This is a genomic window from Streptomyces sp. NBC_00376 (genome assembly GCF_036077095.1).
Classification (GTDB): Bacteria; Actinomycetota; Actinomycetes; order Streptomycetales; family Streptomycetaceae; genus Streptomyces.
Genome location: NZ_CP107960.1, coordinates 1,533,483 through 1,552,358, shown reverse-complemented (window position 1 = coordinate 1,552,358; position 18,876 = coordinate 1,533,483). Strand labels below are relative to the sequence as shown.

General features: G+C 70.8%; 17 protein-coding genes and 1 pseudogene. 10 read left to right on the top strand and 8 right to left on the bottom strand.

What is annotated here, in order from left to right; translation table 11 throughout:
* The first annotated feature begins 176 nt into the window (after window positions 1-176).
* The 3 genes from hydA to OG842_RS07065 all read left to right on the top strand — a co-directional run bounded on the left by hydA (window position 177) and on the right by OG842_RS07065 (window position 4,378).
* The gene (gene hydA, locus OG842_RS07075; RefSeq protein ID WP_266728509.1) at window positions 177-1,577 is read left to right on the top strand and encodes a dihydropyrimidinase; all 1,401 of its coding nucleotides are present in this window, start codon (window positions 177-179) and stop codon (window positions 1,575-1,577) included.
* A gap of 11 nt (window positions 1,578-1,588) precedes the next feature.
* Window positions 1,589-2,590 (top strand): TIGR03842 family LLM class F420-dependent oxidoreductase, encoded by a 1,002-nt coding sequence (locus OG842_RS07070; RefSeq protein WP_266728508.1) that lies wholly within the window; start codon window positions 1,589-1,591, stop codon window positions 2,588-2,590.
* A gap of 228 nt (window positions 2,591-2,818) precedes the next feature.
* The gene (locus OG842_RS07065) at window positions 2,819-4,378 is read left to right on the top strand and encodes an NCS1 family nucleobase:cation symporter-1 (RefSeq protein ID WP_266728507.1); all 1,560 of its coding nucleotides are present in this window, start codon (window positions 2,819-2,821) and stop codon (window positions 4,376-4,378) included.
* On the opposite strand, the pseudogene OG842_RS07060 reads toward OG842_RS07065, so the two are convergent.
* A pseudogene (locus OG842_RS07060) lies at window positions 4,341-5,116 on the bottom strand (hypothetical protein). The gene OG842_RS07065 and the pseudogene OG842_RS07060 sit on opposite strands and share 38 nt — an antisense overlap.
* Before the next feature lie 225 nt (window positions 5,117-5,341).
* Between OG842_RS07060 and OG842_RS07055 the strand changes: the two are divergent.
* Entirely contained in the window at window positions 5,342-5,704 is a 363-nt protein-coding gene (locus OG842_RS07055) for a hypothetical protein (RefSeq protein WP_266728505.1), read from the top strand.
* Between the two features lie 66 nt (window positions 5,705-5,770).
* Here the strand turns inward: OG842_RS07055 and OG842_RS07050 are convergent, their stop codons facing one another.
* Both OG842_RS07050 and OG842_RS07045 read right to left on the bottom strand, forming a co-directional pair.
* Entirely contained in the window at window positions 5,771-6,796 is a 1,026-nt protein-coding gene (locus OG842_RS07050) for a nucleotidyl transferase AbiEii/AbiGii toxin family protein (protein ID WP_328512126.1), read from the bottom strand.
* Window positions 6,793-7,467, bottom strand: coding sequence for a hypothetical protein (locus OG842_RS07045; protein ID WP_266728501.1), 675 nt, complete (start codon window positions 7,465-7,467; stop codon window positions 6,793-6,795). Before OG842_RS07045 ends, OG842_RS07050 begins: the two co-directional genes overlap by 4 nt.
* Window positions 7,468-7,716: 249 nt before the next feature.
* Here OG842_RS07045 and OG842_RS07040 point away from each other — a divergent pair, with 249 nt between their 5' ends.
* On the top strand, window positions 7,717-9,192 hold the full coding sequence (locus OG842_RS07040; RefSeq protein WP_266728499.1) for an amidase: 1,476 nt from the start codon (window positions 7,717-7,719) through the stop codon (window positions 9,190-9,192).
* 101 nt (window positions 9,193-9,293) lie between these two features.
* Window positions 9,294-11,801 carry a SpoIIE family protein phosphatase gene (locus OG842_RS07035; protein ID WP_266728497.1) on the top strand — a complete coding sequence of 836 codons (2,508 nt, stop codon included), beginning with the start codon at window positions 9,294-9,296 and terminating at the stop codon, window positions 11,799-11,801.
* Between the two features lie 144 nt (window positions 11,802-11,945).
* Here the strand turns inward: OG842_RS07035 and OG842_RS07030 are convergent, their stop codons facing one another.
* On the bottom strand, window positions 11,946-13,010 hold the full coding sequence (locus OG842_RS07030) for a lipoate--protein ligase family protein (RefSeq protein ID WP_266728496.1): 1,065 nt from the start codon (window positions 13,008-13,010) through the stop codon (window positions 11,946-11,948).
* A gap of 93 nt (window positions 13,011-13,103) precedes the next feature.
* Between OG842_RS07030 and OG842_RS07025 the strand changes: the two genes are divergently transcribed.
* Entirely contained in the window at window positions 13,104-13,331 is a 228-nt protein-coding gene (locus OG842_RS07025; RefSeq protein ID WP_266728495.1) for a hypothetical protein, read from the top strand.
* Window positions 13,332-13,560: 229 nt separating this feature from the next.
* The gene (locus OG842_RS07020) at window positions 13,561-13,980 is read left to right on the top strand and encodes a nuclear transport factor 2 family protein (protein ID WP_328512125.1); all 420 of its coding nucleotides are present in this window, start codon (window positions 13,561-13,563) and stop codon (window positions 13,978-13,980) included.
* Between the two features lie 29 nt (window positions 13,981-14,009).
* On the opposite strand, the gene OG842_RS07015 is transcribed toward OG842_RS07020, so the two are convergent.
* From OG842_RS07015 to OG842_RS07000, 4 genes are all read right to left on the bottom strand, one after another.
* Entirely contained in the window at window positions 14,010-14,267 is a 258-nt protein-coding gene (locus tag OG842_RS07015) for a twin-arginine translocase TatA/TatE family subunit (protein ID WP_266728492.1), read from the bottom strand.
* On the bottom strand, window positions 14,267-15,295 hold the full coding sequence (locus tag OG842_RS07010; protein WP_266728491.1) for a sporulation protein: 1,029 nt from the start codon (window positions 15,293-15,295) through the stop codon (window positions 14,267-14,269). Before OG842_RS07010 ends, OG842_RS07015 begins: the two co-directional genes overlap by 1 nt.
* Before the next feature lie 322 nt (window positions 15,296-15,617).
* Window positions 15,618-16,580, bottom strand: a complete 963-nt coding sequence (locus OG842_RS07005; RefSeq protein ID WP_266728490.1) for an electron transfer flavoprotein subunit alpha/FixB family protein — start codon at window positions 16,578-16,580, stop codon at window positions 15,618-15,620.
* Between the two features lie 127 nt (window positions 16,581-16,707).
* Window positions 16,708-17,493: an electron transfer flavoprotein subunit beta/FixA family protein gene (locus OG842_RS07000; protein ID WP_266728488.1), complete on the bottom strand. Its 786-nt coding sequence runs from the start codon at window positions 17,491-17,493 to the stop codon at window positions 16,708-16,710.
* 145 nt (window positions 17,494-17,638) lie between these two features.
* On the opposite strand from OG842_RS07000, the gene OG842_RS06995 reads away from it, so the two are divergent.
* Both OG842_RS06995 and OG842_RS06990 read left to right on the top strand, forming a co-directional pair.
* Complete coding sequence (locus OG842_RS06995) at window positions 17,639-18,310, top strand: TetR family transcriptional regulator (protein WP_266733463.1); 672 nt, start codon at window positions 17,639-17,641, stop codon at window positions 18,308-18,310.
* A gap of 144 nt (window positions 18,311-18,454) precedes the next feature.
* Entirely contained in the window at window positions 18,455-18,814 is a 360-nt protein-coding gene (locus tag OG842_RS06990) for a Zn-ribbon domain-containing OB-fold protein (protein WP_266728486.1), read from the top strand.
* Window positions 18,815-18,876 lie beyond the last annotated feature (62 nt).

The window sequence follows — 18,876 nt, the reverse complement described above, 5'->3', positions numbered from 1 at the left end:
TGGTCGTGGTCATCGCCGCGGCTGTGGGCCGGTGGAGTGCCGGGCGGATGAAACAGAAACGTCTTCAGCGGTTAGCGGCAGCGGTATTGCCACAGTGGGTAACCCACTTCTACGTTCTTCATCACGCACCTTGTCTACGTGCGTAGACCCATTCCGCCACGAGTGAGGAGGGGTACATGAGCCGCACCGTCATCCACGGTGGTCTCGTCATCACCGCGTCCGACGAAATGCATGCCGACGTACTCATCGAGGGCGGCCGCATCGTGGCCCTCGCGGCACACGACAGCGACGCGGCCGAGAGCTGGAGCGCCGACCGCAGGATCGACGCCACCGGCAAATACGTCATCCCGGGCGGTGTCGACGCGCACACCCACATGCAGATGCCGTTCGGCGGCACCTACGCCGCCGACACCTTCGAGACCGGCACCCGGGCGGCCGCCTGGGGCGGCACCACCACGATCGTCGACTTCGCCATCCAGTCCGTGGGCCGCGCGGTCCGCGAAGGTCTCGACGCCTGGTATGCCAAGGCCGACGGCAATTGCGCCATCGACTACGCCTTCCACATGATCCTCTCCGACGTGAACGAGTCCTCGCTCAAGGAGATGGACCTGCTGGTCTCGGAGGGGGTCACCTCCTTCAAGCTGTTCATGGCGTACCCGGGCGTCTTCTACAGCGACGACGGCCAGATCCTGCGCGCCATGCAACGGGCCTCCCACAATGGCGGCCTGATCATGATGCACGCGGAGAACGGCATCGCCATCGACGTACTCGTCGAACAGGCCCTCGCCGAGGGCCGCACCGATCCGCGCTACCACGGTGATGTGCGCAAGGTGGCGCTGGAGGCCGAGGCCACCCACCGTGCCGTCCAGCTCGCCCGCGTCGCCGGATCGCCGCTGTACGTCGTGCACGTCTCCGCGGACGAGGCGGTCGCCGAGGTCGCCGCCGCCCGCCACAAGGGACTTCCGGTCTTCGGTGAGACCTGCCCGCAGTATCTCTTCCTCTCCACCGACAACCTCGCCGAGCCGGACTTCGAGGGCGCCAAGTACGTCTGCTCCACCCCGCTGCGGCCCAGGGAACACCAGGAGGCGCTCTGGCGGGGGCTCAGGAACAACGAACTCCAGGTCGTCTCCACCGACCACTGCCCCTTCTGCTTCTCGGGCCAGAAGGAGATGGGCCGGGGCGACTTCTCGAAGATCCCCAACGGCATGCCCGGCGTGGAGAACCGGATGGACCTCCTCCATCAGGCGGTCCTGGACGGTCACATCTCGCGCCGCCGCTGGATCGAGATCGCCTGCGCCTCCCCGGCCCGGATGTTCGGCCTCTACCCGAAGAAGGGCACCATCGCCCCGGGCGCCGACGCCGACGTCGTCATCTACGACCCGGCGGCCGAACAGACCATCTCCGCCGAGACCCACCACATGAACGTCGACTACTCGGCGTACGAGGGAAAGCGGATCACCGGCCAGGTCGAAACGGTCCTCTCGCGCGGTGAAGTCGTCATCGACGCAAGGAAGTTCACCGGCCGGGCCGGACACGGCATGTACACCCCGCGAGCCACCTGTCAGTACCTGGACTAGGAGCACCCGTCATGGACTTCGGACTCGTCCTCCAGACCGATCCGCCCGCCTCGGCCGTCGTCGGCCTGATGCGCCGCGCCGAACGCAACGGCTTCCGCTACGGCTGGACCTTCGACTCGACGGTGCTCTGGCAGGAACCGTTCGTCATCTACAGCCAGATCCTCGAACACACCGAACACCTCGTGGTCGGCCCCATGGTCACCAACCCCGGCACCCGCACCTGGGAGGTGACCGCCTCCACCTTCGCCACCCTCAACGACATGTTCGGCAACCGCACCGTCTGCGGCATCGGACGTGGCGACTCGGCGATGCGCGTCGCCGGCCGCAAACCCAACACGCTGGCCCGCCTGGGCGAGGCCATCGACGTCATCCGCGACCTCGCCGAGGGACGCGAGGCGACCGTCGACGGGCAGCCGGTCCAGATCCCCTGGGTGAAGGACGGCAGACTGCCCGTCTGGATGGGCGCGTACGGTCCGAAGGCCCTCGCCCTGGCCGGACAGAAGGCCGACGGCTTCATCCTCCAGCTCGCCGACCCGTTCCTCACCGAGTGGATGATCAAGGCGGTGCGGGACGCGGCGGCCGAGGCCGGCCGTGACCCGGACTCCGTGACCATCTGCGTCGCCGCCCCCGCCTACGTGAGCGACGACCTCGACCACGCCCGCGAGCAGTGCCGCTGGTTCGGCGGCATGGTCGGCAACCACGTCGCGGACCTCGTCTCCCGGTACGGCGCGCACTCCGGGCTCGTCCCCGAGGCCCTGACCGAGTACATCGCCGGGCGGACCGGCTACGACTACAGCCACCACGGCCGGGCCGGGAACCCCGACACCACCTTCGTGCCGGACGAGATCGTAGACCGGTTCTGCCTGCTGGGCCCCGCCGAGGCGCACATCGAGAAGCTGCGGGCCCTGCGCGACCTGGGCGTCGACCAGTTCGCCGTATACAACATGCACGATGCGCGGGAGGCGACGATCGACGCCTACGGTGCGCGGGTCATCCCCGCCCTGTCCGACTGACCCGCCCTTCTCCGGCTCTCCCGCCGTCCCGCTCCGGCGCACTCCCCAAGGCTGTCCGCACCCCCGTCCCCGCACCGCCGCTTCCCACTGTTCTGTTTCTCGCAGCTTCTCGCAGCTTCTCGCAGCTTCTCGCAGCTTCTCGCAGCTTCTCGCAGCTTCTCGCAGTTTCTCGCCGTTTTCGCACTCCGCCCCGCACGGCACCGTTCCCGAGCGAAGGGTCCAGCCGCCATGACATCGTCCGTCCCACCGGTATCACCCGTTCCACCGCAGGACCCGATACCCGACCCCTCGGGCCGAGTCGAACTCGCGCCCGGCGCCGTTCCCACCGACAACCGGTTCGTCAACGAGGACCTGTTGCCCGTGCCGCTGGAACGGCGCCGCTGGACGACGTACAACTTCACCGCGCTCTGGGTGGGCATGGCCCACAACATTCCGTCCTGGCTGCTCGCCTCCGGCCTGGTGGCCCTCGGCATGGACTGGAAACAGGCCGTGTTCACCATCGCGCTGGCCAACCTGATCGTGCTCGGACCCATGCTGCTCACCGGGCATGCCGGACCCAAGTACGGGATCCCCTTCCCGGTGCTGGCCCGCGCCTCCTTCGGGCTGCGCGGCGCCAATCTGCCCGCCCTGATCCGGGCCGCGGTGGCCTGTGCCTGGTTCGGCATCCAGACCTGGATCGGCGGCGTCGGCATCTTCACCCTGCTGGGGAAGATCTTCGGCGGCTGGGCGAAGGCGTCCGAGATCGGCGGCCAGCCGTGGACGCTCTGGCTCTGCTTCGTCCTATTCTGGGCGCTCGAACTCGCCATCATCTACCGGGGGATGGACGCCCTGCGGCGGTTCGAGAACTGGGCGGCACCGTTCGTCATCGTCGGTGCCGTCGTGCTGCTGGTCTGGATAGCCGTCAAGGCGGGCGGCTTCGGCCCGCTGCTCGACCAGCCGTCGAAGCTCGGCTGGGGCAAGGAGTTCTGGCCGGTCTTCTTCCCCTCGTTGATGGGCATGATCGCCTTCTGGGCCACGCTCTCGCTGAACATCCCCGACTTCACGCGCTTCGGGGCCGGCCAGCGCGCCCAGATCCGGGGCCAGTCGCTCGGCCTGCCGACCACGATGACGCTGTTCGCCCTGCTCTCGGTCCTGGTCACCTCCGGATCGCAGGCGGTGTACGGGGAAGCCATCTGGGACCCGGTCCAGCTCGTGGCACGGACCGACAACGTCTTCGGGCTGCTCTACGCCCTGGTGACGGTGCTGGTCGCGACGGTCTCGGTGAACATCGCGGCCAACGTCGTGTCACCCGCGTACGACCTGGCGAACCTCGCGCCCCGGTTCATCAACTTCCGTACCGGCGCACTGATCACGGGCGTCGTCGGCGTCCTCATCATGCCGTGGAAGCTCACCGAGACCCCCGAGCTGTACATCTTCACCTGGCTCGGGCTGGTCGGCGGACTGCTCGGCACGGTCGCGGGCATTCTGATCGCCGACTACTGGATCGTCCGCCGCACCGTGCTCGACCTCGCAGACCTCTACCGCCCCGGTGGCCGCTACTGGTACACGAACGGCTGGAACTGGCGGGCGGTCGTGGCGTTCGCCGTCGGCGGCGTCCTCGCGATCGGGGGCTCCCACTCCGCCCCCGGCGCGGGCCCGTTCCCGGCCGACGGCCTGATCCCGTTCCTGAAACCGCTCGCGGACTACGGCTGGGCGGTCGGGCTCGCCTCGTCGCTCGTGCTGTACGTGGTGCTCAGCGGGCGGTCCGGCGTCACACCGGCGAGGACGTACGACCCAGCAGGGCGCTGATGTCGTACGTCTGGTCCGGCGGCGGCGTGGTCGTGGGCACCGGCTTGTCGAAGGCCGAGAAGCCCACGACCGCGTCCGCCCCGCGGCCCTGAACGGTGATCTTCAGGGGGTACGGCTTGCCGGTGGCCGCGACGTACGTGGTCACCGTCCGGTCGTCCCGCACCCTGGTCACCGGCACCACCGGAGCCCCGTCGAGCGTGGTCCTGTGGCCCTTGTTCAGCGTCCCCCGGTCGTTTTCCGCGTTGTCGCTGATCAGCTTCCGGAACGTGTCCAGATCGCAGCCGTTCGCCACATCGCGCAGCCGCGGGTCGTCGGCCGACCCCTTCATGTAACGCCCGTTCAGGATCGCGGCGAAGCCGAACCACCGCCCGGGACCTGGTTCTTCCAGAAGTTCGCATCCGGCTTGACCCAGACGTCGTCACCGCGCTTCACGATCCGGACCGACCCCTGGCTCTGGCCAAGATCCACCGAACCGTTGCAGTTGCCGTCCCGGTCCAGGGTGAGCTCCAGAGTCATCGGCGGGATGTCGTCCCCCAGCTCGCCGCGGGCGCTCAGGTGCAGGGAACGGGCGCTCAGGAGGGCGTCACGGGAACGATCCGCGATCTGCTGCGCGGAGAGTTTGTCGATGCCGTTGTCCGCCTGCGCCGCACCGCCGCCCAGGACGCTTCCACCGGTGATTCCCAGCACGACGGCCGCCGCCCAGGCGGCCCGGCGGGTGCCCCTGTGTCGACCGGTCACGTCGCCTCCCTGGTAGTGCCCATAGGGCCCGTACAGGTGCCATCCGATTGCCATACGACCCTTCCGAGCGTACGCCGGGGCGGATGCGGTCGCGCGGCGGAGCGCACTCCCGAGGACGCATGCGACACATACACAGTGTGAGGTTTTGCCTCGTTTTGGGGCATGAAGGGTGGGGGACGGTGTCGGGGCACCGAGTTCACCACCAGCGAGGAGGAACAGCCAGACATGAAGCTGTCGATGGGGAGTGTGTCCAGGGCCGTGCTCCGGGGAGTCGTCGTGGCCGGGGCTGCCACCGCGCTCGCCGTTCCCGCCGCGGCTGCCACGGCCGTCACCGCCGTGCCGTCCGTGGCGACGCCGCCCGGTCTGTCCTGCGACACCGGCAAGCACGAGATCGACGACTACACGGGCTTCGCGCTGTGCCGCAACGACGGCAGTACGACGCAGACCTTCTGGGTGCACCTGGTCTGCGGCTGGTCCCCGGACGTGGACGGCGAGCACGTCACCCTCAACCCCGGACAGTCCGGTCAGTCCACCGCGCACTGTGCCGGCATCGGCACCGGCATCGGCGAGATCACCGTCCAGCCGTAGGCCGCGCAGGCCGCACCGGCGCAACCGCCGGTGCGGCCGCTGCGGCGCCACGCGCCTGCTGCGGTGCTACGGAACGCTCTGCTCCAGCAGCCGTGGCAGTGCGGTGGCCAGCCGCTCCCGCAGATGGTCCGGTCCGCCTTCCACCCACGGATGCCCGGCGTGGAACGCGGACCAGTCCACCAGCCAGTCCAGCACCGCCCCGGGCGTGAATCCCGGCGCGTGCGGCCCCAGCACCGTGCGCAGCAGGCGGGGCGACAGACGGGTGGCGTGGTGCTCCGCGAGCAGCACCGCGTCGTACAGGTCCTTGGCCCCCGACCGGCCTTCCGCCTCCTGGTCCTCGGCGAGCCACAGCAGCTTCCAGGCGAGCGAGAGCCCCGGGCTCGCGGTGCGGACGGGCGTCGGGGGCCCGCCGTCGCCGCGCGGGCAGGCCGTCCACCCCGGGGCCTGGGGGAGTCGTTCGTCCTGGGCGAAGTCCATCCGCAACTCGCCCGGCGGCAGCCCGTCGGCCTCCCAGGGGACGACGACACGCACCCCGGGCGTCTCGTACGTCCGGTACATCCATGTGGCGTCCGGCTTCACCCGGAGCGGATCGATGCGAATCCCCTCGGGCAGCTGCGGACCGGCTGCCAGGGCGGCCACGACCTCCTCGGCGGGGGAGGCCGGGGGATCCTTTTCCTCGGCCTCGATCCAGTGCAGCCCCTCCGGCGCCGGCGCCGGCCGGGCGCCGCCGGTGTCGTGGCACTCGCCGTCCGTCAGCGGCTCGGGAGCGGCCGCGCCGTGCGCGGCCTCCGGCCACTGCTGGACGGCCTCTGTCGAGTTGACGTACGGATAGGGATCGAGGCCGTCGACGAAGTCGCCTTCCGACGGCTCCAGCACGATCCAGTCCAGGTCGGCCGGCTCCCGCGCGGCCGCGCCCACCCACGCCTGGAGCGGGACGCTGCCGCGCAGGACCAGATCGTCGCCCCAGGGCGACTCGGCCATCACGCGCAGCAGATGGTCCTGGACGGCGCGCCGGGCGGCCCGCCAGCGCGGTGCGAGCGACGGATCGTCGTAGTCCGGTTCCCCGGGGAAGGGCCGGTCGTCCGCGCTCACAGGGAGACCCCGGCCCGCTCGTCCAGCCAGCCCGCGTCCACCGCCGGATGGTCGTCGTGCACCACGAACTCCTCCTCGACCTCCAGCACTTCGAGCCCGGCGGCGGCCAGCCCGCCCAGCAGCGCGTCGAGCTCCGCCCTCGCCTCCGGACGGCCCGCCGCGTGGCAGCGCTGCGTGACGAACCGCTCGTGGCGTCCGGGACCGGTGGTGCGGCGGGCATTGCGCGACAGGCGCGCGCCGTGCCGCCCGGCCACCGCCCGTGCGACGGCGAGCTGCGGCTCACCGGTCAGCAGCAGCTTGACGTGATGCTCGAAGTGGCAGTCGGGAGAGAGCGCGGCGGCCTCGTCGGCCGTCCGCGGTATGTCCTCGTTCCACGGAGCGGCCTCGATCTTCACGCGTATGACGGCGAAGCCCGCGGCGCGCAGCTCGGCCGACCGGAGCCCGGCGGCGGCCCGCTGCCCGGAGAGCGACCCCCGTCCCCGTTCGGTCAGCATGGGCTGATCGGGCGTGGCACCGCGGTCCAGGAGGATACGGGTGAGCTTCAGGCCGTTGTGCTCCGCCCAGCGCCCCAGCCGGTCGGCCTCCCGCGCGTCCCCCGTCCCGTCGTCGGCGCGAGGATCGAGACGCACCGTCAGATGCGTCTCGAACTCGCCCTCGAACTCCACTTCCACGCGCCCTCCAGCAGTGCTTTTTCGCCGTCCTCTTCCGCCGCAGAACGTAGCAAGCGGCACTGACACTCCCCGGACGCGACCGGGCACTCCCCGAGCGCACGTGGGACGCGCCTCGGGCCGCTTTCCACCGAACGGTTGAGCGGACCGCTCATTCCTCATTACCCTCCGGTAAGTTCGTTCGGGAGTACCAGGCGCGCGGTGCACAGGCCCTGCGCGGGTGTCCTCCGACACGAGGAAGGCGGTCAGCCCATGTCCTCAACGGAAGCGGTGGAAACCACCGAACCGGCCGGCCCGGCCGGACTGGCCGACAGCGCACGGGAGCTGGCCGAGGGCCGCACCACCTCGGCCGAGCAGGTGTCCGCCGCGCTGCGCCGCATCGAAGCGAGCCAGGGCATCCTCAACGCCTTCCGGCACCTGCGTGCCGAGGCCGCGCTCGCCGAGGCCGCCGAGGCCGACCGCCGACTCGCGGCGGGGGAGCGGCTGCCGCTGCTCGGCGTACCGGTCGCCGTCAAGGACGACACGGACGTCGCCGGGATGCCGACCTACTTCGGCTGCGACGGCGATCTGCCGGCCGCGACCACGGACAGCGAGGCCGTGCGCCGGCTGCGGGCGGCCGGGGCGGTGATCGTCGGGAAGACCAACTCCTGCGAGCTGGGCCAGTGGCCGTTCACCGAGGGCCCCGCCTTCGGCGCCACCCGCAACCCGTGGCACACCGGCCACACCCCCGGCGGCTCCTCCGGTGGCTCCGCTGCCGCGGTCGCGGCCGGTCTGGTGCCCGCCGCGCTCGGCTCGGACGGCGCGGGTTCCGTACGTATCCCGGCGGCCTGGACCCATCTCGTCGGCATCAAACCCCAGCGCGGCCGGATCTCCGGCCATCCGCACACCGACGCCTTCCAGGGCCTGACCGTCAACGGACCGCTGGCCAGGACCGTCGCCGACGCCGCACTGCTGCTCGACGCGGTCGCCGGCGCCCACCCCGACGACCAGCACCGGCCGCCGCCCGTCGCCGCCGCGGCCGCCGCCCGCCGCGACCCCGGCCGGCTGCGCATCGCCCTCGCCTGGCGCCCACCGCTCACCCTCACCGGCTCCGAGCCCCACCCCGATGTGCGCCGGGCCGTCCTCGAACTGGCCGAGGCCCTCGCCCGCCTGGGGCACGACGTCGAGGAGGCCAGGCCCCGGTACGGGCTGATCGGCCTCGGGTTCGTCCCCCGAGCCACCGCCGGGATCGCCGAACTCGCCGCCCGCCACCCCGACCCCGCACTCCTCGACCCGCGCACCCGCAGCGCGCTGCGCACCGGCACCCGGCTCGGCGGCCGGGTGGTGCGGGCCGCCCGGGAGCGCGAGGTGCGCCAGCACCGCAGGATCGGCGGGTTCTTCCGCCCGTCCCGGGCCGGCGCCGGGTACGACGTGCTGCTCACCCCGACGACGGCCCTGCCGCCGCCACCGATCGGCCGTTTCGACGGGCTGAGCGCCTGGCGCACCGATCTGGCGATGACCGAGGCATGCCCGTATGCCTGGCCCTGGAACGTGCTGGGCTGGCCCGGCATCAACGTCCCGGCCGGGTTCACCGCCGACGGGCTGCCCGTCGGGGCACAGCTGCTCGGACCGTCCCGCAGCGAGGAACGCCTGATCTCCCTCGCCGCCCAGCTGGAGGCCGACCGGCGCTGGTACGAGCACCGGCCCCCGGCCCCGCCCGTCCGGTCCGGGCCGGGCACGGTGCGCTGACGGCCTCCCGCCCCCGCCCGGCCGCGGCCCTCCCCGTTGTCGCTCGCACCTGAGCGCGGGAGGCGGGATCATGGACAAGGAGCGGATGGGTGGTGTCAGGTATGGCGTGTGCAGGCCCGAAGCCGGAGCCCGGCGAACCCTCGCCGCCCCGCACACCCCGGCACTCCCACGACACGGCGAACGACGCGACCGTGGTGGTCGCCGGCAGCGGAACGGTTGTCGGCTGGACGCACAGCGCGCAGGAACTGCTGGGCTACCGGGCCGCCGAGGTGGTCGGGCGGTCCGCCGGCTTCCTGCTCGCCATGCCCGAGGATCCGGTACGGGTGGCGGGGATCGCCGAGCGCTGCCGGGCGGGCGTGGGGTGGCGCGGCGTCGCGGACGTGCGGCGGCGCGACGGCAGCCGGATCGAGGTGGACCTGCGGGTCTCGGCCGCGTTTCACCTGGATGGCCGTGAGTGCTTCCTGGTCTCCGGAAGCGAACGGCGGCCGGAGTGGACGGTCGGGCAGTCCGTGCTGGACGCCTTCCTGTCCGGTTCACCGATCGGCATGGCGGTGATGGACCCGGATCTGCGCTACGTCTGGATGAACGACACCCTTGAACGCTTCAGCGGCGTCCCGCGCGAGCATCGGGTGGGCCGGCGGCTCAGCGAGGTGCTCCCGGGGCTGGAGACCGAGGCCATCGAGACGCTGATGCGCGGTGTGCTGGACACCGGGGTTCCGGTCATCGACTACGAGTACCTGGGCTGGACCTGGGCCGATCCGCGCCGCAAACGCGCCTACTCCACGTCGTACCTCCCGCTGACCGACAACGAAGGCGTGGTCACCGGCCTCTGCTACATGGTCCTGGACGTCACCGACCGGTGGAACGCCCAGCAGCGCCTGGCCCTGGTCAACGACGCCGGAGCCAGCATCGGTTCCACCCTGGACGTGATGCGCACGGCTCAGGAACTGGCCGACTTCGCGGTGCCGCGATTCGCCGACTTCGTGATGGTCGACCTGCTGGAGCCGGTCGCCAACCCCGGCGCGCCCGGCCCGTGGCAGCTGGGCACGGGGCTGTCCGGTGTGGAGCTGGTCCGGTCGGGTGCCTTCAGCTCGGCCCGGCCGAGGATGCGCCGCGCCGGGATGAGCTCGGTGCGCGAGGGCTGTCCTGAGGCGATCCGGCGGGTCGGGGACCCGGTGGACTTCGTGCCCCCGCCCCACGACATGCGGTACCTCATCGACGGCGAACCCCTCCTCATCCCGGTCCTCGACCCCGACAACCATCTGTGGACGGCCGAACAGCCCGCCAGGTCGGCGAGCATCCGCGAGTACGGACTCCATTCCGTCATCTGCGTACCCATGCGGGCCCGCGACACCGTGCTCGGACTGACCACCTTCGTACGGTCGGTGAACCCCGCCCCCTTCGAACCGGAGGATGTACTTCCGGCACGCGAGATGGTGGCGAGGGCCGGCGTGTGCGTAGACAACGCCCGCCGCTACACCCATGAGCACGCTGCCGCGCTGACCCTCCAGCGCAGCCTGCTCCCGCACACACTGCCCGGCGGAATGACCCTGGACGTGGCCTCCTCCTACCTCCCGGCGGACGCCAAGGACGGTGTCGGCGGCGACTGGTTCGACGTGATCCCGCTGTCCGGGGCCCGGGTCGCCCTCGTCGTCGGCGACGTCGTCGGCCACGGCATCGCCGCCGCGGCCACCATGGGGCGGCTCCGCACCGCGGTGCACACCCTCGCCGACATGGACCTGCCGCCCGACGAACTCCTCGCCCACCTCGACGACCTCGTGCTCCGGCTGAGCGACGAGGAACCCGAGAGCGCGGAGCAGGACACATCCGTACTCGGCGCCACCTGCCTCTACGCGGTCTACGACCCGGTCACCCAGCGCTGCACCATGGCACGCGCCGGCCACCCGCCGCCCGTCGTCGTAGCCCCGGACGGCCGCATCACCTTCCTCGAACTGCCCGCAGGACCGCCCCTGGGCCTGGGCGGGCTGCCCTTCGAGACGGCGGAGACCGAACTGCCCGAGGGGAGCCTGATCGGCCTCTACACCAACGGCCTGATCGAAGGCAGGGACCAGGACCCCGAACTCGGCATGTCCCGCCTCGGCGGCGCCCTGGCACAGCGCGGACTTCCGCTCGACGCCCTGTGCGCGACGGTCGTGGAACAGCTGGTCCCGGTGCCCCAGCCCGACGACGTGGCCCTGCTGCTCGCCCGTACCCACGAGCTGAGCGCGGATCACATCGCCTCCTGGGAAGTGCCCGCCGAGCCGGCCGTCGTCGCCGGTGCCCGGGCCCGGACCGCCCGCCAGCTGAGCGCCTGGGGCCTGGAGGAGCTGGCGATGACGACCGAGCTGATCGTCAGCGAACTGGTCACCAACGCGGTGCGCTACGCCAGCGGGCCGATCCGGATCCGGCTGCTGCGTCAGTCCGCCCTGATCTGCGAGGTCGCCGACACCAGCAGTACCTCGCCGAGGCTCAGGCACGCCCGCACCACGGACGAGGGCGGCCGCGGGCTCTTCCTCGTCGCCCAGCTCACCCGGCGCTGGGGCACTCGCTACACGGCCGAAGGCAAGATCATCTGGACCGAACAGGAACTGCCGACACCGGGTACCTGAGACCGGGCAGGAACCGCCCCGGCCGGCACCGCCGACGACGGGAGACCTGACACCGAGCAGGAACTGCCGACGCCGCGAACCAGACACCGGGCAGGAACTGCCCCGGCCACCGCCGATGACGGGAACCCGGGACCGCGACCGGTCTCACGGCACCCGGGCGGTCCATTCCCCGGTGCCGAACTTCGTCCGCACCAGCTCCCGCGCACGGGCCATCTCCTCCGCTGTGACCGCACCCGTGGTCAGCCCGTAGCGGTCGCGGAAGGAGGCGATCATGTTCTCGATCACCTGCTCCCGCGCGAGGCCGGTCTGACGGCGGAGCGGGTCGACGCGCTTCTTGGCGCTCTTGGTGCCCTTGTCGGACATCTTCTCCTTGCCGATCCGCAGCACCTCCAGCATCTTGTCCGCGTCGATGTCGTACGACATCGTCACGTGGTGCAGGACGGCTCCGGGGCCACCGTCGGTGCCGACGATCCGCTTCTGGGCGGCGCCGGCGATCTTTCCGGCCTCGGTGGCGATGTCGTTGAGCGGCTGGTACCAGGCATTGATGCCCATGTCGCCGAGCGCGCCCAGCACCCAGTCGTCGAGGTAGGCGTAGCTGTCGGCGAACGACAGCCCGGAGACCAGCGACTCCGGCGCGGACAGGGAGTAGGTGATCGTGCTCATGGGCTCCACGAACATGGCCCCGCCACCGGAGATGCGGCGCACCACGGTCATGCCGTGCTTCGCCGCTCCTTCGGGGTCCACCTCGTTGCGCAGCGACTGGAAGCTGCCGATGACCACGGCGGGCGAGGCCCATTCCCAGACCCGCAGCGTGGGGGCCCGCCGTCCGGCGGCCACCTCGGTGGTGAGGACCTCGTCCAGTGCCATGTGCAGGGCCGGGGCCTGCGGTTCGGTGTGCACCAGCTGCCAGTCGTAGTCGCTCCACTCGGTCGCACGGGCCAGCGCTCGCCGAACAGCGGTGCCGATGCCCTCCGCGGTCAGTCCGAGCATGACGGTCGACTCCGGCAGACCCGCCGTGATCCGGGCCGCCAGCCCTGCGGCGTCCGTCGAGGACGGGGCACCCTCCAAGGCCCTGTTGATCGAGAGGATCGCCTCGTCGGGCTCCAGGAAGAAGTCCCCGGCGACGCGCACGTTGCGCAGTACGCCTTCCTCGACGTCCAGATCCACGACGACAAGCTTGCCGCCGGGCACCTTGTACTCGCCATGCACGATTTCGTTCCCTTCCGGGGGGCGGCGTGGCCCCTGCGTCTCTTGCTCCGACCTGGGGCAGAAGCGCACATACTGTGCATCGCACTTTAGACCGTGCCCTGCCGGCGTGCCGCGGCCCCCGCACCGTTTCCGGATCGGGCGAGCCATGGGAGCCGGGAACCGGCCGGCCCACCGCCCGTCCGCCTCCTCTTCGACGCGATCTCCACGGCCTTCATCGCCGGCGTCATCATCAGCGCAGCCGTCCTCCTGGTGGCCCTGTTCGCCATCAGCAACAAGAAGCAGCAGGCCGTTCACGACGAGGCGGCAGGGGCCCCCGCCTGATCCACCCGCGTCCCCTGTGCGCAGGACCGGCTTTGGCGTGAGCGAAGGCCGGTCCTACTGATCGCTTCAGATCGAGTTGAACCGGGTGGGATTCGCGGACGGACGGCAGCCGGCGCCGCAGGAGCGGGGCCGCGGCGATCGGGCCACACTCTGCGACTGCGGCAGCCCCGCCCGTACTTACCTCCGAGGTAATCGACGCCCAGTCAGCGCCCTGGGCAGGCTGAGGCACATGAAGCCCACCGACACCGCGGACGCCACCCGCGCCACCGTTCAGAAGTTCCTCGACCTCCGCATCGCGGGGGACACCGAAGGGCTCACCGCGCTCTTCGCCGACGACGTCGACCGGCTGCTCGCCGAGAACCCCGCGGTGCCCTGGATCCGACCTCGCTCCACTGCCGCCGAATGCGCCGCCCAGTTCGTGGAGCTGGCCGATCACACCGTGCCCGAGGACGCCCGTGTCTCCATCGACACCTTCCTCGTCGACGGAGCCGACGCCGTCCTGATGGGGCATCTCGAGGGGACCGTCCGTGCGACCGGAAAGTCCTTCGAGGGCCCCCTCGCGCTGCGCCTCACCGCCGAGGGCGGCCGGATCACCCGGCTCCATCTGTACGAGAACAGCCTGTCGATCTCGCAGGCGTGCACGCCCTGATGGTCCGGGCGCCGGCCGGACCGGCGGTCCTACGCCCTGCCCCTGGGCTGCTGCCCCGTATCCGGTTCCGGGGCCCCGGCATCCTGACCGCCTACGGTCTCGCCGCGGATGACGCGGGGCGCCCCCGCTTCGCCTTCGGCGCCCTTCGTCTCCTTCATGGCCTTCGCCTCGGCCTTGAGGATGCGGGCCGACTTGCCCGCGGAACGGGCCAGATCGGGGAGGCGCTTGGCGCCCAGAAGGACTATCACCACGATCAGGATGATCGCGATCTCGCTGATTCCGAACATCAGTCGTCGCCACCCTCGTCGTCGTCGTTGTCGCCTTCGAAGAAGTCCCCTGCCTCGTCCACGACTTCGGCAGCGACCATGCCCCCGACGACGCCGACCGCGAGCCCGGCCGCACCCACCGCGACGGCCGTTCCCAGGCCCGGTCCGGAGCGGTGGCCGTCGTTGTGATGCCGGTCCTCGTGGTGGCCGTGACCGCTGCCGTGGTGCCCGGCGTACGGGTCGCCGTGCCCGTACGCGGAACCCGCCGCGTACGCCGACCGGTGCTCGATCAGCTGCTGGAGCCAGCCTTCGACGAGCGCCCGCCAGTCCTGATGGTGGATTCCGTCGTGCGCGACCGTGAACCGGGTGAGAGCGTCGTGCCCGTCGGAGAACAGCCCGGCACGCCTGTCCGCCTCCAGGACCACCTCCATGCCGCCCGCGGTGGCGAGGAAGGTCACCTCGATCTCGTCGACCGCGTGCGCGTACTGCGGCGGCGGGGTCAGCTCGATCTCCTGGTAGAAGGGGAGTTGCTGGCCGGTGCCGCCGATGCGGCCGTACTCCAGATCCGCGGACCGGAAACCGAAGCCGAGCTGTCCGAACGCTTCGAGGATCGCCTCCTGCACCGGCAGCGGGCTCACGGCGAGCCGGTCGAGATCACCGTTGTCCTTGGCCCCGGCGACCGACAGCTCCGTGTGCACGCCGAGCACGATGCCGAGGCTCTGCCCGTACAGCTCGGTGATGGGCGTCTCCCACGGCAGCGTGACCGTGAACGGCAGGCTGAGCAGCTCACCCTCGGCGAGCCGGAAGCCGCCGCCGACGGTGAAGCGCTCGAAGGCCACGACGCGCTCGTCCTCTCCCTCCTCGTGCTCTGCCTCCACCTGCGCGACGAGCTCCAGCGCGATGTGGTCGATGTCGAAGTCGGCGCTGCCACCCTTGAGATGGACCTGGCCGGACAAGGGGCCGCCGGGAGCGATCGCCCCGGTGGTGAGGACGGTGTCGACGGTTGGGCCGCCCACACCGAGCGAGCCGAGCAGTCGTTTGAACACCATGGCGGCGTCCACTCCCTTACGTGCGTACGAGGGGTACGAGGGAGCACGGGAAACACCGAGGGGGCTCCCGTGCTCTACAGACGTGTAGAGCATAGGGCCGGTCACAGGGCTTCCTGAGCCAGGAGGGCTCAGTGGGCGGGAAAGTCCGAAAAGGATCGCTCAGACGGTCCGGGCAGCCGCTTGACGAGCGTGTTTTGCCATGCTTTTACTCTGGCCGTGCGGTCGCTCGTGACGGCAGGCGGAAACGGTCCGGGGCCGTGTGGTGCGTGTGCGCCACACGGCCCCGGACCGTCGGATGGGGGTGTTCCGGCCTGGCCGGGGGTCAGCCCTTGCGGGACTTGACCTCGTCGGTGAGCTGGGGAACGACCTGGAAGAGGTCGCCGACGACGCCGTAGTCCACGAGGTCGAAGATCGGGGCCTCGGCGTCCTTGTTGATCGCGACGATCGTCTTCGAGGTCTGCATCCCGGCCCGGTGCTGGATCGCACCCGAGATCCCCGACGCGATGTACAGCTGCGGGGACACGGACTTGCCGGTCTGGCCGACCTGGTTGGAATGCGGGTACCAGCCCGCGTCCACCGCCGCACGCGAGGCACCCACGGCCGCACCCAGCGAGTCCGCGAGCGCCTCGATCAGCGCGAAGTTCTCCGCACCGTTGACCCCACGGCCACCCGAGACCACGATCGCCGCCTCGGTCAGCTCCGGACGGCCCGTCGCCTCACGCGGCGTCCGCGCGGTCACCCGCGTCCCCGTCGCCAGCGCCGAGAACGACACCGCCAGCACCTCCGCCGCACCCGCCGCCGCGACCGGCTCGACCGGAGCCGAGTTCGGCTTCACCGTGATCACCGGCGTGCCCCGCGACACCCGCGACCGCGTGCTGAACGACGCCGCGAACGCCGACTGCGTGGCCACCGGACCCTGCTCACCGGCCTCCAGATCCACCGCATCGGTGATCAGACCCGAACCGATCCGCACCGCCAGACGCGCCGCGATCTCCTTGCCCTCCGCCGACGACGGCACCAGCACCGCCACCGGCGACACCGCCTCGTACGCCGCCTGCAAAGCATCCACCTTCGGCACCACGAGGTACTCGCCGAACTCGGCATCCTCCGCCGTCAGCACCCGCACCGCACCGTGCTCACCCAGCACCGCCGCCGTACCACCGGCACCCGCGCCCACCGCGAGCGCCACCGGCTCACCCAGACGACGCGCCAGCGTCAGCAACTCCAGCGTGGGCTTGCGAACCGCACCGTCCACGTGATCGACAAAAACCAGAACTTCAGCCATGGGACTTCAATCTCCTGCGAGTAACGAAGAAACAGGGGGAGCACAACAGGAACCACAACCCCAACCCGAAACCGAACAGACACCGGAACCGGAACCGGGGCCAGGGGCCGGGCGCCGGGGGCCAGGGTCAGATGAACTTCTGGCCCGCCAGGAACTCCGCCAGCAGACGGCCGCCCTCGCCCTCGTCCTTCACGATCGTGCCCGCCGTCCGCGCCGGACGCTCCGCCGCCGAATCGACCACGCTCCAGGAACCCTCCAGACCCACCTCACCGGCCTCGATCCCCAGATCCTCCAGATCCCACGACTGGACCGGCTTCTTCTTCGCCGCCATGATCCCCTTGAACGACGGGTAACGCGCCTCACCCGACTGGTCCGTCACCGACACCACCGCCGGCAACGACGCCTCCACCCGCTCCGAGGCACTGTCACCGTCACGACGGCCCCGCACCACACCGTCCGCCACCGACACCTCGGACAGCAACGTCACCTGCGGCACACCCAGACGCTCCGCCAGCAACGCCGGGACCACACCCATCGTCCCGTCCGTCGACGCCATCCCCGAGACCACCAGGTCGTACCCGGCCTTCTCCACAGCCTTCGCCAGCACCAGCGACGTAGCCATCACATCACTGCCGTGCAGATCGTCGTCCTCGACATGAACCGCCTTGTCCGCACCCATCGACAACGCCTTGCGCAACGCGTCCTTGGCATCCTCCGGACCCACCGTCAACACGGTGACCTCAGCCTCGTCCGCCTCGTCCGCGATCTGCAACGCCTGCTCCACCGCGTACTCATCGAGCTCCGACAGCAGACCGTCCACATCCTCACGGTCCACCGTCAGGTCATCGGCGAAATGCCGGTCACCGGTGGCGTCGGGCACGTACTTCACACAGACAACGATCCTCAAGCTCACGCCGGCTCTCCTACCTGGGTGTGGTTCGTAGGGACGACAGTATGGCACTCAGTACCCTCTGTAAAGGTACCCGGTGTCGGATTCGGCCTTCCGGTGCTACGTTCCCGGCATGACTGACGCGCGCAGACCAGCGAAGAAGGCACCGATGCGGGAGGTGCTCGCCGAGGCGGCCTTCCAGCTCTTCCTGGAGCGGGGCTTCGAACAGACCACGGTGGACGACATCGTGGCGCGGGCCGGGGTCGGGCGCCGGTCGTTCTTCCGGTACTTCCCGTCCAAGGAGGACGCGGTCTTCCCGGACCACGAGCGGTGCCTCGCCGACATGACCGCGTTCCTGGAACGGGCCGGCGACGCCGATCCGGTGGACGCGGTGAGCGACGCGGCCAGGCTGGTGCTGCGCATGTACTCCGCCAACCCGGAGTTCTCCGTCCAGCGGTACCGGCTCACCCGGGAGGTCCCCGGACTGCGTACCTACGAGCTGTCGGTGGTGCGTCGGTACGAGCAGACGATGGCCGGATATCTGCGTGGCAGGTACGGGGAGTCGGGCGACGGGGCGCTGCGCGCCGAGGTGATCGCCGCGTCCGTGGTCGCGGCGCACAACAACGGGCTGCGGACCTGGCTGCGTTCGGGTGGCGAGGGGGATGCGGAGGCCGCCGTCGACCACGCGCTCGGGATGGTGCACCGGGTGTGGGGGAGCGAGGCGGAAGAGGGTACGTCGATGCCTTCGACGGACGGCGATGTGGTGGTGATGGTCGCCTCGAAGGGGGCTCCGATGTGGCGCGTGGTGCAGCAGATCGAGTCCGTCATCGGGCAGGGCTGACCAGGCGGTCCGGCTCGGTCTGGCACTGAGTGTCTTTACGTCCCGGCACTCAGTGCCCTATGGTGCGGACGCGCCGACGCGCAGGTGCGGCGCATCCGAGCCGAGCGCAGGGGGTCGAACGTGTCCCAGTCATCAAGTGGCACCGTGCAGACGGTGCATGAGGAAGCCGGGCTGGAGTACCACCGCTGCCGCTGGTGCGGCACGGCCTCCTTCCGCAGGCTGCTGTGCCCGGTGTGCGCGTCGGGTGACCTGCAGCCCGAGCGCAGCGCCGGCCTGGGTGTCGTGGTGCGGTCCGGCGTCGTCCACCGCTACACGGACGCCGCACGCAACGAGTCCCTCGTCCGTCTCCCCGAGGGCTTCGTGTTCCGCTGCCGTGTCGTGGGCGCGGCCCCGCACCGCGTGGCGGTCGGCGCCCAGGTGCGTCCCGTCGTCGCGGACGGCCCGGACGCGGGCGAAGTGGTCTTCGAGCTCTGCGACCCGCCGAGGGACGACGGCTGGCTCTGAGGGCCCGCCCGCCCGACCTCGTCCTGCGTCGGCCTTTCAGGGCCCGGTTGCGGTCCTGGAGG

Bases quoted from the DNA above. Each gene is read 5' to 3' on its own strand.
- hydA (WP_266728509.1), top strand. From the start codon at position 177: ATGAGCCGCACCGTCATCCACGGTGGTCTCGTCATCACCGCGTCCGAC.
- OG842_RS07070 (WP_266728508.1), top strand. From the start codon at position 1,589: ATGGACTTCGGACTCGTCCTCCAGACCGATCCGCCCGCCTCGGCCGTC.
- OG842_RS07065 (WP_266728507.1), top strand. From the start codon at position 2,819: ATGACATCGTCCGTCCCACCGGTATCACCCGTTCCACCGCAGGACCCG.
- OG842_RS07055 (WP_266728505.1), top strand. From the start codon at position 5,342: ATGAAGCTGTCGATGGGGAGTGTGTCCAGGGCCGTGCTCCGGGGAGTC.
- OG842_RS07040 (WP_266728499.1), top strand. From the start codon at position 7,717: ATGTCCTCAACGGAAGCGGTGGAAACCACCGAACCGGCCGGCCCGGCC.
- OG842_RS07035 (WP_266728497.1), top strand. From the start codon at position 9,294: ATGGCGTGTGCAGGCCCGAAGCCGGAGCCCGGCGAACCCTCGCCGCCC.
- OG842_RS07020 (WP_328512125.1), top strand. From the start codon at position 13,561: ATGAAGCCCACCGACACCGCGGACGCCACCCGCGCCACCGTTCAGAAG.
- OG842_RS07015 (WP_266728492.1), bottom strand. From the start codon at position 14,267: ATGTTCGGAATCAGCGAGATCGCGATCATCCTGATCGTGGTGATAGTC.
- OG842_RS07010 (WP_266728491.1), bottom strand. From the start codon at position 15,295: ATGGTGTTCAAACGACTGCTCGGCTCGCTCGGTGTGGGCGGCCCAACC.
- OG842_RS07005 (WP_266728490.1), bottom strand. From the start codon at position 16,580: ATGGCTGAAGTTCTGGTTTTTGTCGATCACGTGGACGGTGCGGTTCGC.
- OG842_RS06995 (WP_266733463.1), top strand. From the start codon at position 17,639: ATGCGGGAGGTGCTCGCCGAGGCGGCCTTCCAGCTCTTCCTGGAGCGG.